General features: G+C 55.0%; 12 protein-coding genes. 7 read left to right on the top strand and 5 right to left on the bottom strand.

Annotated elements, in window-relative coordinates; all coding sequences use genetic code 11:
* The first annotated feature begins 22 nt into the window (after window positions 1-22).
* Window positions 23-1,528, top strand: coding sequence for a hypothetical protein (locus AC0V6W_RS08780; protein ID WP_486149148.1), 1,506 nt, complete (start codon window positions 23-25; stop codon window positions 1,526-1,528).
* Window positions 1,529-1,912: 384 nt separating this feature from the next.
* Complete coding sequence (locus AC0V6W_RS08775; RefSeq protein ID WP_486149146.1) at window positions 1,913-2,188, top strand: hypothetical protein; 276 nt, start codon at window positions 1,913-1,915, stop codon at window positions 2,186-2,188.
* Window positions 2,189-2,393: 205 nt separating this feature from the next.
* Here the strand turns inward: AC0V6W_RS08775 and AC0V6W_RS08770 are convergent, their stop codons facing one another.
* The 5 genes from AC0V6W_RS08770 to AC0V6W_RS08750 form a co-directional block, all read right to left on the bottom strand.
* On the bottom strand, window positions 2,394-3,593 hold the full coding sequence (locus AC0V6W_RS08770) for a tyrosine-type recombinase/integrase (protein ID WP_486149144.1): 1,200 nt from the start codon (window positions 3,591-3,593) through the stop codon (window positions 2,394-2,396).
* Window positions 3,590-4,783, bottom strand: coding sequence for a tyrosine-type recombinase/integrase (locus tag AC0V6W_RS08765; protein ID WP_486149142.1), 1,194 nt, complete (start codon window positions 4,781-4,783; stop codon window positions 3,590-3,592). Before AC0V6W_RS08765 ends, AC0V6W_RS08770 begins: the two co-directional genes overlap by 4 nt.
* 354 nt (window positions 4,784-5,137) lie before the next feature.
* Window positions 5,138-5,344 (bottom strand): hypothetical protein, encoded by a 207-nt coding sequence (locus AC0V6W_RS08760; RefSeq protein ID WP_486149140.1) that lies wholly within the window; start codon window positions 5,342-5,344, stop codon window positions 5,138-5,140.
* 269 nt (window positions 5,345-5,613) lie between these two features.
* A complete protein-coding gene (locus AC0V6W_RS08755; RefSeq protein WP_486149138.1) occupies window positions 5,614-7,497 on the bottom strand; it encodes a sensor histidine kinase in 1,884 nt (627 codons plus the stop codon).
* Window position 7,498: 1 nt separating this feature from the next.
* The gene (locus AC0V6W_RS08750; RefSeq protein WP_486149136.1) at window positions 7,499-8,146 is read right to left on the bottom strand and encodes a LuxR C-terminal-related transcriptional regulator; all 648 of its coding nucleotides are present in this window, start codon (window positions 8,144-8,146) and stop codon (window positions 7,499-7,501) included.
* Between the two features lie 461 nt (window positions 8,147-8,607).
* On the opposite strand from AC0V6W_RS08750, the gene AC0V6W_RS08745 reads away from it, so the two are divergent.
* The 5 genes from AC0V6W_RS08745 (at window position 8,608) to AC0V6W_RS08725 (ending at window position 14,568) form a co-directional block, all read left to right on the top strand.
* Complete coding sequence (locus AC0V6W_RS08745; RefSeq protein ID WP_486149134.1) at window positions 8,608-9,807, top strand: RICIN domain-containing protein; 1,200 nt, start codon at window positions 8,608-8,610, stop codon at window positions 9,805-9,807.
* A 102-nt stretch (window positions 9,808-9,909) separates the two neighbouring features.
* Window positions 9,910-11,055 carry a hypothetical protein gene (locus AC0V6W_RS08740; RefSeq protein WP_486149132.1) on the top strand — a complete coding sequence of 382 codons (1,146 nt, stop codon included), beginning with the start codon at window positions 9,910-9,912 and terminating at the stop codon, window positions 11,053-11,055.
* 187 nt (window positions 11,056-11,242) lie between these two features.
* A complete protein-coding gene (locus AC0V6W_RS08735) occupies window positions 11,243-12,916 on the top strand; it encodes an MAC/perforin domain-containing protein (protein ID WP_486149130.1) in 1,674 nt (557 codons plus the stop codon).
* Between the two features lie 105 nt (window positions 12,917-13,021).
* Window positions 13,022-13,672, top strand: a complete 651-nt coding sequence (locus tag AC0V6W_RS08730) for a LamG-like jellyroll fold domain-containing protein (protein WP_486149128.1) — start codon at window positions 13,022-13,024, stop codon at window positions 13,670-13,672.
* Window positions 13,673-13,716: 44 nt separating this feature from the next.
* Window positions 13,717-14,568 carry a hypothetical protein gene (locus AC0V6W_RS08725; protein ID WP_486149126.1) on the top strand — a complete coding sequence of 284 codons (852 nt, stop codon included), beginning with the start codon at window positions 13,717-13,719 and terminating at the stop codon, window positions 14,566-14,568.
* Window positions 14,569-14,571: the final 3 nt, after the last annotated feature.

Here is a 14,571-nt window from a genome sequence, read left to right as displayed (position 1 = left end):
ATTTTTCGAGGTTCATGCTGTGATGATGCGAGCGCTTATTTTCTCTGCAGCAATTTTCTGCGCGAGCTTGATGCCTAGGCCCGCTCACGCAGAGGAACCGGTCTTTGCGGCCAAAGCCCCCGGAATCATTATACCCGCTGGTGGGAAAGTAGTTTATTATGACCGTTTGCGTTTGCTGATCCTTGATCCTCGATCTTCGGTTGGTTCCGACTGGGTCACTGTAGTAAGCCCAGACGCATCAAGTTTCGATGGCAGGCTGATATGCAGTGCAGATGGGAAGGGCATTTGCGTCCTGGCTCTCCGCAAGAATGGCCGCAAAGTTCTAGGCTTGCTGGATACCACAAATGAGCAATTGACCGTGACATCCGTTGAATTGGATCATGTTGTCGCAGTCGCATCGTCAAATCAGGTTTACATTTCCCGCACCGAACCGGGCGAGGCTCGACGCATATTTAGTGTCGACGCACGAACACAAAAAGTCACGCTGACGGGCGTGGTCCGCGCTGGCGAAAATTTCGAGTTGCTTCCAATTGACGGCTCGCTTCAGCCTGTCTTCGCGATAAACGCGGACACAGTTAGATTTCCTGATAACTCAACTGTGGTGCAAGTCGTAGGAGGCATTAGCTCTGGAAGAAGTTCTAGCGCCAAGAACGTCTTCGGAGCCAATGACCTGTTTCAAAAGTATCCGGACGGACTGGATCGAGCCGTTATCTGGCGCCGCACCTATTCACGTGCCGCAACCGACAGGCTCGAAGGCCCGTTTGATACTTTTGAGTTCCAGCTTCCCGCGCAATCTCTGCCATCTACAGAGAACTTCAAGATTGACCGGGCCGGGCACGTTGTTGGCCTTTCGGCAACCGGCGAGGCTTTGAACCTCGAAACGCTGTGCAGCAACAGAAACGGCGGCGGCTCGGCTATGCAGACCACTAAATTGCTGCGCTCCTACCCAATCCTCGCTGAAGTAAAAGTCTTAGGTGGCGGCCTAGGGGACGGTTTTGTCGTTCGTGTTCGCCGACCTGGAGAGAAAGAGGTTTTTGATTATGTGAGATTCGAGCAGAGCGCTTCCGAGAGGTTGGGCGGAACCGCATGCTCTGATTTAGAAGTGACAATAATTGAAGACCTCTCAATACCTGGAGCAACATTTCCCGCAGGATGGGTCGAGGAAACGCGCGACTTCGATGTATCCGATGGGAACACGATTCAAGGTATTCTTCTTCGACAATCCGAAGGCCGAATTACGACACTCATCATCGACGTTTACGGCGCGAGCGGACTGCTGCGAACATCGCTAGGAACTCCCAACGATTTTCTACAATCGGAACGACTGAAGAGTGTTGCAGTATTTTATCCGATTTTGCCTGGTGATGGTAATCTGGGCTGGCAATCAGCGGCATCCGCCCGTTCGCCTGATCGAGCAGAAACTGTTTCTGCACTTATCGATGTTGTGAAGGCCGCAAGAAACGAGATTCTGGTGGAAGATGGTAAGGTGGTTCTGCGGGGGGTAGCGCTGGCGCTTGGCTTGCTTTGAAAACCGCCCTTGCCGAACCAAATCTAGTAGATGAAGTGATAGCCATCTCTGCGGCATATTTCTTTGAAAACGACGACGATGTAGTTCGTTTAGCAGATTTTTTAGGACATCGGATAGCCTCACCGAGCAGGAGGTCGCGCGTTGCGGCGACACCTTTTTCAGGCTTATCCACGGCACTGAAGACCGGATCACACCAATAGACCGAACCAGACGATTTGCCGGCATGATGTCGGCGAATGATTGTGAGGGTGCTCTGCATATGGTTGTGGGTGGAGACCACAATTTGATCGACTTCTGGGATGTCAGCATAAACCCAGAAACGAACAATATTCTCTATTGGACGCATGGCTTAGAGCCGTAAGCTACTGGAGGTAAGTTGAACCGATGTTCGAAAAACTGGCCAATGCCACAAGAGTTGGAGTCATTTGCGCTATCGGCTTTGGGTTGAGCGCTTGTAGTACGTTCAATATCAAGCCTAAAGATTATCCCGATACAGTTTTCCATCCGCGGTCGGTAGAAACACTCGACGAAACGATTGCCCGCGAACAGCAGGGCGAGGATGGGTGTTTAGTCGCCGGTAATCTTAACAGGGGCGGAGACTGCGAAAAACTGCGCGAGGATATTCTGCCTCCCGCGCCCTCTCCCGATCCAAATAGCTAATGCCCGAACGGTCACTCGGCTCCTCGTCATTGCATGCCGTATCGCGTCGAAATCGGATGTTAGGAATCTGAGCTATTCCGCCGCTATCCTCCTGTGGCGGTTAGAGGCCAGCAACTTTGTTGTGCAATGGCGCGGTTGCACCTGTGAGCTACTCGGCAGAACCCGCATGGCTTAGCGAAGCAGGCCATCTACTTTCGAGACCGTACTAGTCGCTTAATAGCCTCGCGAGTGCCGCCCCGATCTGCTCTGCCGCTTCCAGCAAATGATCATCGTCGAAATGTGCGTAGCGCGCAGTTGATCCAGCATTGGCATGGCCGAGAAGCCGCCCGATCATCGGGAGAGTCTCCCTGTTCATCGCCGCATGGCTGGCGAAGGTGTGCCGTAGGTCGTGAACCCGAAGGCCGGAAAGTCCGGCCTCTTCGCGGAACTGCCGCCAGTATGTATCTATCGTCGTCATGGGGCGCCGGTAGGGCGTATTCCAGAACACCCAGGGTATCTTGTCATAACGCGGGATCGTATCGATAATCGTCCGCGCGTCATCCCCAAGCCAAACCATGCGGGGACCGCTCTTGCCATGGCGCAGCTTGATCCGGTTGCCACGTATGTCCTTCCAGTGAAGCCCCATGATCTCGCCTCGCCTGCATCCGGTTAGGATGAATAGGGTGGCCGCTTTTGCAGCGAGCGAACGCATGGCGTTGTCGCTCTCCCGCTCTTTGGCGAGAACCTTGCCAAGTCGCCTGAGTTCTTCGTGTGTCAGAAAACGCTCGCACGGACGGTTGCGGTTGGGTCTGACGACACGGCAGGGATTGGTGTTTTCGAGCCGGTAGCCCCAGTCTTCGGCTTTGTTGAGCAACAGCCGCATAAGGCCGAACGCCATATTGGCAGCGCCGGGGCCGGTCTGCCTGTTGACCTCAGCAAACCATTTGGTGACATGCTCTTCATTTAGCTCATCAATACACAGACCTGGAAAGGCATCCTGCAGATATAGCCTGCGATAACCGCCATTGATGTCCCACGTCTTAGCAGACCACCGCGGCGCCCATTTCTCCCAGAACTCATCCAGAAAGTCGGTGTAGCGCGGAGCGGAGCGTATCCGCTTTCTCTCACTCGCCGGGTCCTCGCCCATTCGCGCATGGGCCAGCACCATCCGCGCTACCTGAGTAGCCTGGTACCGAGTCAGCACCGAGGCAGGACCCAACGTTATCGTCCGCAGCTTCCCTCCCATCCGCGTCTGGACGATGTAGACATTCCTGCCGGTTGCATAGTGACGGATGCCAAAACCGTGCTCGATCGACAGCCAGGTCGTCGTGCGCGGCTTGCCCCTGGGGATGCGGACGAAGCTTGTTTCTGCTCCGACCTTGGCGAGGGCTTCTTCGACGACTTGCTTGAGCGAGAGCGCCGTCATGTTCGCAGACCAATCGCAGAGGCGAGGGAGCCGGACACACGCTGCGCCGCTTCGGCCACAATCTCATCGGCCAGATGCGCGTACTTTTCGGTTGTTTCCGGAAGTACATGACCAAGGAGCTTGCCGATCGTTGCGAGCGCCACATCGTCCATGATCGCTGTTGATGCGAAGCTGTGGCGAAGGTCATGCAAGCGAACGTCGGGAAGCGCACATCGGCTTCGGAACTTGGTCCACCATCCGTGGATGTTGATAGGCTGCCCAGGTCGGAAGCCATGAAAGACGAATGGTGAACCGTCGCACTTCTCAATGCCTTCAAGGATCGCCAGCGCCTGACTGTTCAGCCATATCGTCTTGGGACCGGTTTTGCTGTCCGGTAGCATCAGGCGTGGCGGCTTGACCCAGCTCCATTGCAGCTTCTCGATCTCACTGCGCCGGGCACCGGTATAGAGCAATAGTCGAACGACAGCGACCTGTTGCGGGAATTCTGCCTGCTGCGCGCAAAGCTCCCTCCCGACGCGGGCATACTCCACAGGCGTAAGATAGCGCTCCATAGCCTGTCGCTTATAGCGGGGCATACCTCGACAGGGGTTGGAGCCCTTGCGACGCATCTTGAGAGCCTCGGCATATTTGAGCAGTGCTGCCAGGACTGGCACCGCGCGATTGAAACGTGCTTCCCGCTCGCCAGCACAGGCATCTCGCCAGCGAACCACATCTGCCTTGCTCACATCAGCCACCAGAATATCGCCGAAATGGGCGACCAACTCATTCTTCCATGCATCCGCATTGCGCTTTGCGGTCGATGGCTTCCAGGTTCGGGCAAGATCGTCAAAATGGGTTGCGACAAAATCGCTCATGGTCGGCGTCGATTTAACGACGACCCGCTTAGGAAGGCCATCGAGTGCCGCTTCCGCAAGCAGTCGCCTCGCCTGCGATCGCGCAAGTACAGCATCGAGATCGGTTGTCTTGCCAAGCGTGATCCGACGATGTTTGCCGCGATGCCTCAGGCGCACAAACCAGAAGTAGTTGCCGCTAGGCCGCACGCGCAGTCCGAAGCCAGCTAACTCGGTGTCCCAGATGCAGTATTCATTAGTCTTGTGCGGCAGTTTGCGGCGGGCAAAATTGCCGTCAAGAAAGGCCCTGCGACCTCGTTTGCGTGCTATGGGGACCATATGGCCATCGGATATACTCAAACTGGTGCCAAAAGTCGCGCTATTCCGGTAATTTACGGGGCACAAATAGCCATCACCAGCTACCATACTCCGAAGCGCACTAGATGCTTCTTGCGCTGATTTTACTGCACTTTTTCCCATGATGTGCGGCTCTGCCGCGTAGGGTGTGCTTACTTTTTACAGGCACTTTGGCCCTAGCTATTTATCGCGCTCATCGGCTTCCTGGATGATCCCTAAACGGCTCTTCCGGACGTATTCCGATGGCCGCTAGGCCACACCACAATCAACCCGCCTAGCCCCCCATCTGAGCGCTTGTACCATAAAAAATGGGCGGCGCGCTCCCGCGCCGCCCACTTATGATCCCTTTGCATAAACCTACAGGAAAAGCTTGGTGAACACTATTGTCGCCGCGACTAGGCTCGCGCCAAACACCATGCCGCTGACCACTGTCTTCCATGGATCGAGCTCCGATACAAACCGCGTGACCTCCCACTGATCCTGACCGATTTGCGCCATTTGTCGACGAATGCTCGCGAACTGCTCAGCAAGATCTATTTCTACCGGATCGATTGGTGTGGTCATTAGATAGCTCCTCTGGCTGAAGCATAGGTCGAATTGCGCAGACGTGGAAGATGAAGGTTTGAGGTGGGTGGAGGAATGTTTGTGGCTAGCTGATCCCGGCCAAACTTGATTCCCATGTCCGGTTGCGGTCGACTCATCGCAGCAGCCAAATGACCAAACCTGGGAGTGAAAGCTGACGTTTTCCGAAGTGCTGTTCTTGCCGCGATCTGGTGCTGGCGGCGCTGTTTAAGGCGTCAACTGCGGGGCCTCAAAGCAAAGCCTTGTCAGAATTATCTTGTGTAGGGCAGCCAGAGGTTGATCGCGCAACCTCTACCGGGCCGGGAATGATATGTGAGGCTGCCGTGTAAAGACTGTGCCCTTGATTGCATATTGCTTAGCCCCTTGCCGTGATGGGATATGTCCGCGTCAAAACCGCAGCCATTGTCGATCACATAGGAGGTGATCCCCTCGATGCCCTTATGGGTCTTTTCCTTGCACCCAATTGTGAGTTCGGTGGCTTGTGAGTGAACCAACACGTTGCCAATCGCTTCTTGCATGATCCGCAGCAAATGCAGCGCATTGCTCGCATCGAGCCACGGGAGCTTCTTACACTCTTCTACTTCCCATTTGCAGGCAATCCCAGCATCACGCAAATCGCCCGCCATGCGGTGGCGAAGATTGCCAATGAGTGCGATCAAATCGCCTTCAATCGGCTCCAATGAGTCGACCGTTATCTTCAGATCATTGAGCGCGCGACTGAGAGTTTTGATGGTCGTTTCTGGCTGGTCCTGTCGCCGCGCCACGGCCAAGGCAGTGATGAGATTGGACCCGATCCCATCGTGCATTTCCTGCATTAAGCGGCCCCGCTCTCCGGCCAGGGCTTGCTCAACCAGCAACTCTTGCCGGGCCGCTTCACTTGCTGCCAATTCTGCGCGCGTCTCTGCTATACTTTGGGCCAGCCGCACGTTGGATTTGCCCAGATCAACAAAGGCATCAAGCGCCCTTTTGCCGAAGGAGATGACGAAGGCGGCGGTATACAGCAGCCCGCCGAAAATCGTGACGTAGGTCGCGCTGCCGTCGCCTTGGTGAGCGATCGCAATGTAGAGATCATACAGGGTCGAAATCGGCGTAGCCATCATCATAAAACCGAGCACGCCGTGTTCAATATTGCGATGGCGATTCAAATTTATGAACCCGAGGGTCGATATCCCAAACACGATGATTGCAGAAGGCCCATACAGCGTCAGGTCTGAAGTGCCGAGCATTGCATGTATCAGTATTAATGCGGCGCCAACGGCGAACATGCCCCATATCCAGGTTTTCCGATGCGCTGTTTTGGTAAAGCAAAGATAGAATGCCGCAGTTGCTGCGCTGGCAAAATAGGACGCATAAACCGGCAATGTCGTGAACACTGTCAGACCGAACGGGCTGAGTTCGAATGGCGCTTGCGCAGCGTAGAACTGGTAATTTCTGAGGAACCACAGGACCGTGGAGATTGATAGCCAAAGCAGTTCAATCTCTTGCCTGCGCCCTAGCCAAAACAGAAAGACCAGCGTTCCCATCAATAGCATGGCGAAATTCACGGTGCGCGGGCCTGAGATTTGCCACAGGTAACGCGAATCGTGAAACTCCTGCAATGTGATTTGCGGCCCAAGCAGCACTCGGCCAATTCCCAATGATTCCTGGGAAAACACCTGAAAGATGATCTCGTTCTGCCCGGATTTCAGGATTTCGGTTGGGATCGGAATTAAGATGGGCCGGTACCAAGTGTTCATTTGATCTGAGGTTTGTGCAAAGTTGCGGTAAACCTCTTCGCCGTTCACAAGCACGGTAAAGTTGTTGCGCGTACTGATCGTGTAAAGCGCGATGGGGGCTGCTCCAATCGCGCTGCGGTCAAACCGAAATCGTCCGCTCAGGCTGTGTTCGTCACCGATCCGCCATCTGGCCTCGTTTATGCGGTATATCGCCGGATTTTCGCGGCGTTCCCAGCCTTCTTTGGGAAACTGGATCCCATCTTTGAGGATATACTCCCCTTCGGTAAATTCGATGACCGGGCCGGTCGGCGTCTCGATGACTTTGAAGGGGTCGGTGCTCTGTGCCAGCAGGGCGCCCGGCGATGCGAGCAGCACAAGGCAGAGTAAGGCGATCCGCATCGCCCATGCAGACATCCCCATTCTAGTCGCGTTCGAGCAGCCCCTGTGATGAAGCTTCAAACAAGGCCTCCGCTCGGCTGTTGACTTCCAACTTGCGATAGATGTTTTTGACGTGTGTTCCAACGGTATGGCCCGATACGCTTAAAATATCCGCGCATTCCGCATTGGAAAATCCCCGCGCGAGCAGGTTTAGCACCTCAAATTCGCGCTCTGACAAAGGCGAAGCCATCGGCACCGCCGCCTTTGCCGGGTCAGGCTTAATCTCCCCAAGCAATTGCCGCGCGATCACCGGGCTGATGGGGGAGCCGCCCTTGCGGATATTTCGGACCGCCGCGATGCAATCTTCAATCCGTTCGTCCTTCAGCAGATATCCGCGCGCGCCAGCTCGCACCGCGTCCAAAACCTTGGATTGGTTGGCGAAGATTGTAATCACCAAGATGTCGGTATCGCGGCCGGTTAAAACCTCTTCCCGGATCAGATCCACACCGTTGCCATCGGGCAGGCCCAAATCACACAGCAACACGTCATAACCGCCCGCTTCGATCATGCCCGATCCAGCTACGCAGTTTTCCGCTGTGCCGGTCAGGATCATATCCGCAGTCTCCTTGACCGCATGGGACAGCAGATCGGCCATGGCGGGATCATCTTCAATAATGGCAACCCGGATCATGTGGCGGTACCTTGTAAGACGCTCAATCTCGCCCTGCATACCCTACTGATCACCGATGACCATACCGCGATCGCGGTATGGTGTTACAGGTGCCCCTGCGCCAATTAATCGAAAGAGTTTTTCGGTCGGTACCGTAGGAGTTTAAATGCGTAACGTATTTTCGACAGCCACAGCGACCACCGCGGTGGCCATGGGCATATCAGCTGCGCCGCAAACCGCGCATGCATTGCAGGGGCGTTCGCAGTCGTCCGAGTGCGGCTGGAGTAGCCGCAGAACTGCCAGTTCGATAACGACGTAAGTACGAAATATGCTTGCACTGATTACGGGACTTCTATTTTATAGGTCAGGGGGGCACTATGATAAAAAGCCTTGATGACATTGCCTTGCGGCATCAGCGCGGTAATTTGAGGTGGTGGGGCAAGCTGCTTGCTATGGCTATGTTGGTGGCGTCATCGCCATTGATGGCGCAATCACTGTCCCCGACCATGATAAATCTCGCTAAGCCTGTGGGCGCCGAACTCGGCGATTACCGAACGGTTACGGTTCCTGCTGGGTCTTTCATCCGCGAAATGGTGATTTACGCTGACCATTCCTCAGACGATCGCGTCATCTACGGGATCGAACTTATGTATCAGAGATCGCCTGGGGCAAAGCCAGTGTGGACTCCTCTGATAGGGAAGAAAAAGGGCAAGAGGTTTCGCTCTTTTGTCAATTTTGGCACCAAGGCAAGCATCAACAAAATGACGCTTTGGACCCGGCGCAATGGTCCGCTGGCAGGCGTCCAATTGCGAGGGAAGAATTCCACCAACGGGATTTTTTCCCGCAAGTATGACAGCATCCAAGTTATCGAAGTCGATCCAGGCCTTGTGTTTGGCGGATTTGTCGCACGGACTGATGGGGAGCAGATTTTTGCTTTGGGCATCATCGTTGTTGATCCGGCTAATCCATCGAGTCACCCCGCTTGGGCTAACAATCCGGTTGTTTCAAAAGCGAACAGCGCGATTGTTGCGCGTCCTCCAGCGCCGCCGCGAGCACCGCGGCCCGCGCAGCAAACCCAGCAAACCCCCGTTCGGCCGTCCGGAAGGTTCGTGAGCAGCGGGCAAAGTGTATCTGACAACCTTCCCACAACGTTCGTGACCGAAAGCCAACCTACGAGCCGTGGCAGCGATGTTGTTTCGTCGTCCCCTGCCGGCCAAGCGCCAATGCGTTCTGTGACAGACGGCCCGCAATCAAGCTCGCCTCCGCCTTCCAATGTCATGGCGCGCGGTGAACTGCGCAATGTAGAGATGCAGCCACGCCTTGGGGCCGCTGCTCAGCATGGGAATATCTGGGAATTTGAGCGTGTAAAAATCGGCAAAAACCCAGAGAGATATTTCCGCCTCAAGAATGTTCAAAACGGCCTATACCTTGTTCACGCAGGTAGGGAAGGGCCCAAACTTGCCGATCCAGGCCGTTTAACCACTGATTCCATGTGGAGTATTGAGCCAAGCACAGATGGCAATGTCCGTCTCGTAAGTCGCTATAATGAAGCGCATTTGCACGTTAAGGGGGAAGTGCTGACCGCAAGCGCGGTCTATGACGATGATCTGTCGGCGCGGTGGTCAATCTATTGCGAGACCAACCCTACCGTGAAGTCCCAGCGACCATGCTATGAGCAGTAAGTACCTGTGTTATTTGCTAAAAATACGATTTAGACGAACGGTGACGGGACGAACGGTGACGGGACGAACAGTGATGGCGAGCTATGGGTATGAGGGGGTAATATGAAAACTGTCAGCAAACCGATTTCAGCATTCAAAGTGGCACTCGCGCTTGGCACGGCGGCAGTTTTGGGCGGGGGGCCACAAACGCCGGCTTTCGCGCAAGGTCAGGTGGTCAACGACACTGGAGTTTACGGCAAAAACGTGGCGCGGGCCGATTTTCCTGGCGGCTATTACCAGATGATTGGTGAACGCGAATGGGCTCGCTACGATAGTGATGGCACCTTGGTCAGAACATATGTCGAGGTCACTCGTGATGAGTGGGTTGCAGAGTTTAGAGACAGCCAAAACGACGTTTATGCGACTATCGATACGCTTCGTAACGCGGTGTCGGAGACTGATCCGCAAACAAATGTTCTGACAGAATTCGCCAAGATCACTTCGGTCGCACCGCGCGGTGATATGCCGCGCGTCGCCTTGCCGCGGATCGCAGCCGATCAGCCGCAATGGATGAAGGCTCAATGGGCAAAGCGTTTTGACCCCAATCAAGGCTTTCGCCCCGGCGCTGCGGTGGCAACCAATTCCGGTGCGCCCCAACGGCCCACTTTTGCCGTCGGCCCTTCTCAATCCACTGGGCCAGGGAGCGGGCTAGGGAGCGGGCAGGGAAGCCCGCCGCCAAGCAGCGGCTCTAACCCTTTTTCCGGTGGCGCTAATTCGCAAGGCGCAAGCTCAGCTCAAAATCAGCGTCAGCCTGCATTTGACCCCAATGCGCCTTGGCTTGCTGCGCAAACGGGCAAACAGCAACAGGCATCGGCTCCGCCGCCTTCCCCGCAAGGCAATCCATTTTCGCGATCTTCAGACAACGCCCCCCGCAGCAGCCACAAGGCAATCCTTTTGGACAAGGCACCAATGCGCCTTCTGGACCACCCGATTGGGCTCAAAGTTCGCAGCAATCGTCCGATCCGTTTTCTCAACAGGGCAATGGCTCATTCCCCGCCCGGCGTCCGGGCACTCAAGCGCCAGGAGGCCCTGGTTTTGATCCGCCGTTCAATCCCGGCGGGCCGGGCGATCAGATCAACGATCCTACCACCAAATTTGACGGAGTTTGGGTTGCAGTCGGCGAAAGTTATCGCCGCGCACAACCTGAACCGCCGCTCAATTCACCGCAGCGCGCAGCTTGGGAAAGTCGCTACATCCCGCCGCGCATGATCCGGGTAACCGGCACATCTGCGACTTCACTGGTGCTCGAAAATGTGAACATAACCCGGCGTCAAGCGGACCGCGGCCCAGTGATGGGCAATGGCCAATTCTCCATGCGCAAGGGGGAGAGAACAACTATTCAGGTTCGGGTGCGCGTTTTTCAATACGGCCAGGCCCTATTGCACGCCAAGATCTTATGAATGCGAGTTTCCCCGGTGCGTTCAGCCATATGTCCGGCCAGTATCGCAGGGCAACGACCAGTGATGGATTGCTGCTGAGCCGCGATCGCAAAGACCCCCAGGTGCTGCAAAATCGCCCCCCGATTTCAGATCAGTTTGCCAATCTCACGCGAGTTTTCCAGCCCAGTCTGGTGGGATATGATCCTTACGCGATGAATCTGCTGGACCCTAACAGCGGACGAAAAGCGCAGTTGTTTGAGCGGCACGAGATGCAGTATTACACGTTCGATCCCCAGGTATCGAAGAACGTCCTGTATGGGCTTCGCGCAATCCTAACCAACACTTCACTGGCTGAAAACAACCGTATTTCGGTGACAAGTGAGGCAGAAACCCAGCAACAAATGGCGATGTCCATGGGGCAAAGCGTTGCGGGGATTGGGTACAATTTTGCTCGCGAAAAAGCTCGCTCTGCAAACCAGCGTTCGGGCACATCAATCGACATCACCCTTGCACGGATCCCGCGCTATACGCTGGTGATGGATTTGCCGAATATGGACATCAATTACTTCTTCAAGAACGATGTCGAGGATTTGATGAGGGGCAGCGGGAATTACGACGCGTTCCTCAACAAATATGGCACGCATTACCCAGCTGCTGTGACATATGGCGGTCTGGGATTTGCAGAGGAGACAACCTCGACGCTGGAATCGGCCGAGAGTCTCTCACGCAAGTATTCAAGCGGGCTGAGTGCCACAGCCACCAGCAAAACTGGCCAGCAGCTTGGCAGTGGCAGCATTGGTAATTCAAGAGGTTCTAGCAATTCTTCAGGCGGCGGGTTTAGCACGAGCAACAAGACTTTCCGCGCAGTCGGCGGCAGTGGCTCAATGAGCGAGCAGGGTTACACGGTCAATGAGGACTCGGTCGCGCCGATCCTCTATGACCTGCGCCCAATATCGGAGCTTATCAATCCCGCATTGTTTGACACCAAAGGCTCCGGCAACACGATCCGGCAATTGCTGCAAGTGCGCCAAGCCCTGCAAAATCGCATATCAGCGCGGGAACGCAGCAAGCCGCGTCTCTCGACATTGCGGCCCAAGGGCCCTGAGGCCTACCGTATCACGTTCTCTCAGCTGCGCTGCCTGTCTTCGGGCAGTCGTCCGCGCAGATCTGTCAAATTGAATGGTGAGATAGTTGCAAGGTTCAACGATTCCCTGGGCGCTAATCGTGAAATCAAATTGATATCGAAACCGGTGACGGATGAATCCGCCCCAACCGAGACAGTCAATTGCGGCCAGAACGCTTATCCGTTTGCGCTGAGCAATAAACAGATGGTTGTTGTCAAATCATTGCAAAGCCCGGTGAATGTCAGTTTTGGCGTCGCTCCGATAAAGCTCTACGACTACACAAAACCTGAATTTAACTCCGAGGATCGCTTTCGGCAGTCAATTGCACAAGATGTAGCAGAAGGTATTGTTGGTATCTTCAAACCAAACCGCAAAGGGGGCGAAATAGCCGAGCGCGATCGTCAGAGAATTCAACTCAAGGCTTCAAGCGAAATCAAGCCATGGGACAACACATTCCGCAGCGTGTCGAGTATCCCAAAAGGCGAAAGACTAAACGGCATATGGCGGATTGGCGGCGGCAACAGCCCGACAATTGTGGTCGATTACACAATTGAACGGCTACAATAGGGGCACGAAACGATGCAATTTATATCCAAATTTTTCGCTGGCATGGCGCTATTGTTAGCCTGCCAAGCTGCCGCGCAGCCTTCCCAGGAACCTTTCGCCCCCGTTATGGCGACTTTTTCAGGGCAGGGATCGCTGATTATGCCACCAGCATCCGCTCTTTCGATCAATGGAGCAGGTACCATTGAGTTTTGGGTGGCGGCGAAATGGAATGGCGAGCTTGATTATGATCCCGCTGTGATCGCTTATTCCGGACCTAAAGGCGCGCGCTTTGCGATCCATATTGCCGGTAATCGTCAGGGATTGGGCGTTTTTGCAGGCGAGTATTTTGAAGGCGTCCCATTCGATTTCAGTGATGGCAAACCGCATTACGTTGCCATCGTCACAGTTGGCGATAGCATCGACATTTACATCGACGGTCAATTCCTAACGACGTTGGGTTATGGCTTTGCAGATGTTCCTGCAAGCACTTTCAGTATCGGCTCAATCGGAGAATTCTCGCCGTTTATCGGGTTGATTGGGCAAGTGCGTATCTGGGACGAACCGCTCGATCAGGATGTGCTCAATTTTTACAGCTGGCGTCCAATTCAAACGCAGGGGCCAAATGCACACCCCGACATTGATGCACTGGTGGGAGCATCGACTTTTGGTAACGCCGAAAGCTCAGGGTTCGTGTTGGTTGGCGATGAAGATGACATCAACACAACAGCTGAGCCAATAGAATTCGACGACAGCGACTTTGATGCTGCTCGCCCATAATGAAATGCGTTTTTTCTAAGGCATAGTTGCGAAGAGGACAGATCATGAAAATCACTGCACAATTTATTGCCGCTGCACTTGCTGGTTTCGCGCTTATGATCCCGCAGCCCGCTGAAGCCCAGAAAGGCGGTGCCAGAGGCAAACGGCCCGTGACCATTTCACAGCCTACTAGCGTTCGCGCTTCAAGCAAGAAGGACAAAACGCACACATCGCGCAAGCAGATGGTGGCCACTGCTAAGGCTGCACATAAACGCGGCAAGGCTACGCTGAAGACTGCACGCCGCGATTTGGTGGCAGTAACCCGATCAGAAGCACGCAATCGTGCATTGAGGTTGGAGGCAAAGGGGCGCTGGGATACTGCTCGTCTGGCGTATCAAACCAACCCCACTCCCCGCAATCAGCAAGCATGGCAATCTGCAACGAATGCCTATTTGCCGATACGTCAGCAGCATCTGAATGCTCTTTCTGCTTTGCAAGCACAACGATCCAGAGTGACGCAGCTTGAAGGGTTCCAGAAACAGGCTTTGAATGCTGCGCGCACGGCCCAAGGTTTGCCAAACCGCCCTGCGCGCGCAGGGCAGCCGCGATTTGCCAATCGCCCGGCCCAATTCGTCAGGCCCATGTCTTCGTATGACCGAGCGCCCGCTCCTCGGCAGATGTACGGACCAGGGCCTGTTGCCCGTGTCGACAGCGCAGCCGTGTCGGTTCAAGGCGCAGGCGGATTTGCCCAGTCGGCATCGCAAACCCTTGTTCGCCAGTTCAACCAACAGCAAGCTCAACGCGCAGCGGCGGCCGCCGCAAATGGTCAGCCCAATGCCGCAGGCGGCACTATCGTAAATCGCGGACCTGTCGTTCAAAATGCCTATCAGCAAGCTGGTGAACCGATGGCATTCTAGGAT

It is taken from the genome of Erythrobacter sp. JB1-7, from assembly GCF_057365015.1.
The sequence above is the reverse complement of the archived record's forward strand: the minus strand, read 5'-3'. Positions and strand labels throughout refer to the sequence as shown.

What these genes read in the sequence shown, in the direction of transcription:
- AC0V6W_RS08755 (WP_486149138.1), bottom strand. Translation starts at nt 7,497, where the DNA reads ATGGGGATGTCTGCATGGGCGATGCGGATCGCCTTACTCTGCCTTGTG.
- AC0V6W_RS08725 (WP_486149126.1), top strand. Translation starts at nt 13,717, where the DNA reads ATGAAAATCACTGCACAATTTATTGCCGCTGCACTTGCTGGTTTCGCG.
- AC0V6W_RS08750 (WP_486149136.1), bottom strand. Translation starts at nt 8,146, where the DNA reads ATGATCCGGGTTGCCATTATTGAAGATGATCCCGCCATGGCCGATCTG.
- AC0V6W_RS08775 (WP_486149146.1), top strand. Translation starts at nt 1,913, where the DNA reads ATGTTCGAAAAACTGGCCAATGCCACAAGAGTTGGAGTCATTTGCGCT.
- AC0V6W_RS08735 (WP_486149130.1), top strand. Translation starts at nt 11,243, where the DNA reads ATGAATGCGAGTTTCCCCGGTGCGTTCAGCCATATGTCCGGCCAGTAT.
- AC0V6W_RS08780 (WP_486149148.1), top strand. Translation starts at nt 23, where the DNA reads ATGATGCGAGCGCTTATTTTCTCTGCAGCAATTTTCTGCGCGAGCTTG.
- AC0V6W_RS08745 (WP_486149134.1), top strand. Translation starts at nt 8,608, where the DNA reads ATGGCGCAATCACTGTCCCCGACCATGATAAATCTCGCTAAGCCTGTG.
- AC0V6W_RS08730 (WP_486149128.1), top strand. Translation starts at nt 13,022, where the DNA reads ATGGCGACTTTTTCAGGGCAGGGATCGCTGATTATGCCACCAGCATCC.
- AC0V6W_RS08740 (WP_486149132.1), top strand. Translation starts at nt 9,910, where the DNA reads ATGAAAACTGTCAGCAAACCGATTTCAGCATTCAAAGTGGCACTCGCG.
- AC0V6W_RS08760 (WP_486149140.1), bottom strand. Translation starts at nt 5,344, where the DNA reads ATGACCACACCAATCGATCCGGTAGAAATAGATCTTGCTGAGCAGTTC.
- AC0V6W_RS08770 (WP_486149144.1), bottom strand. Translation starts at nt 3,593, where the DNA reads ATGACGGCGCTCTCGCTCAAGCAAGTCGTCGAAGAAGCCCTCGCCAAG.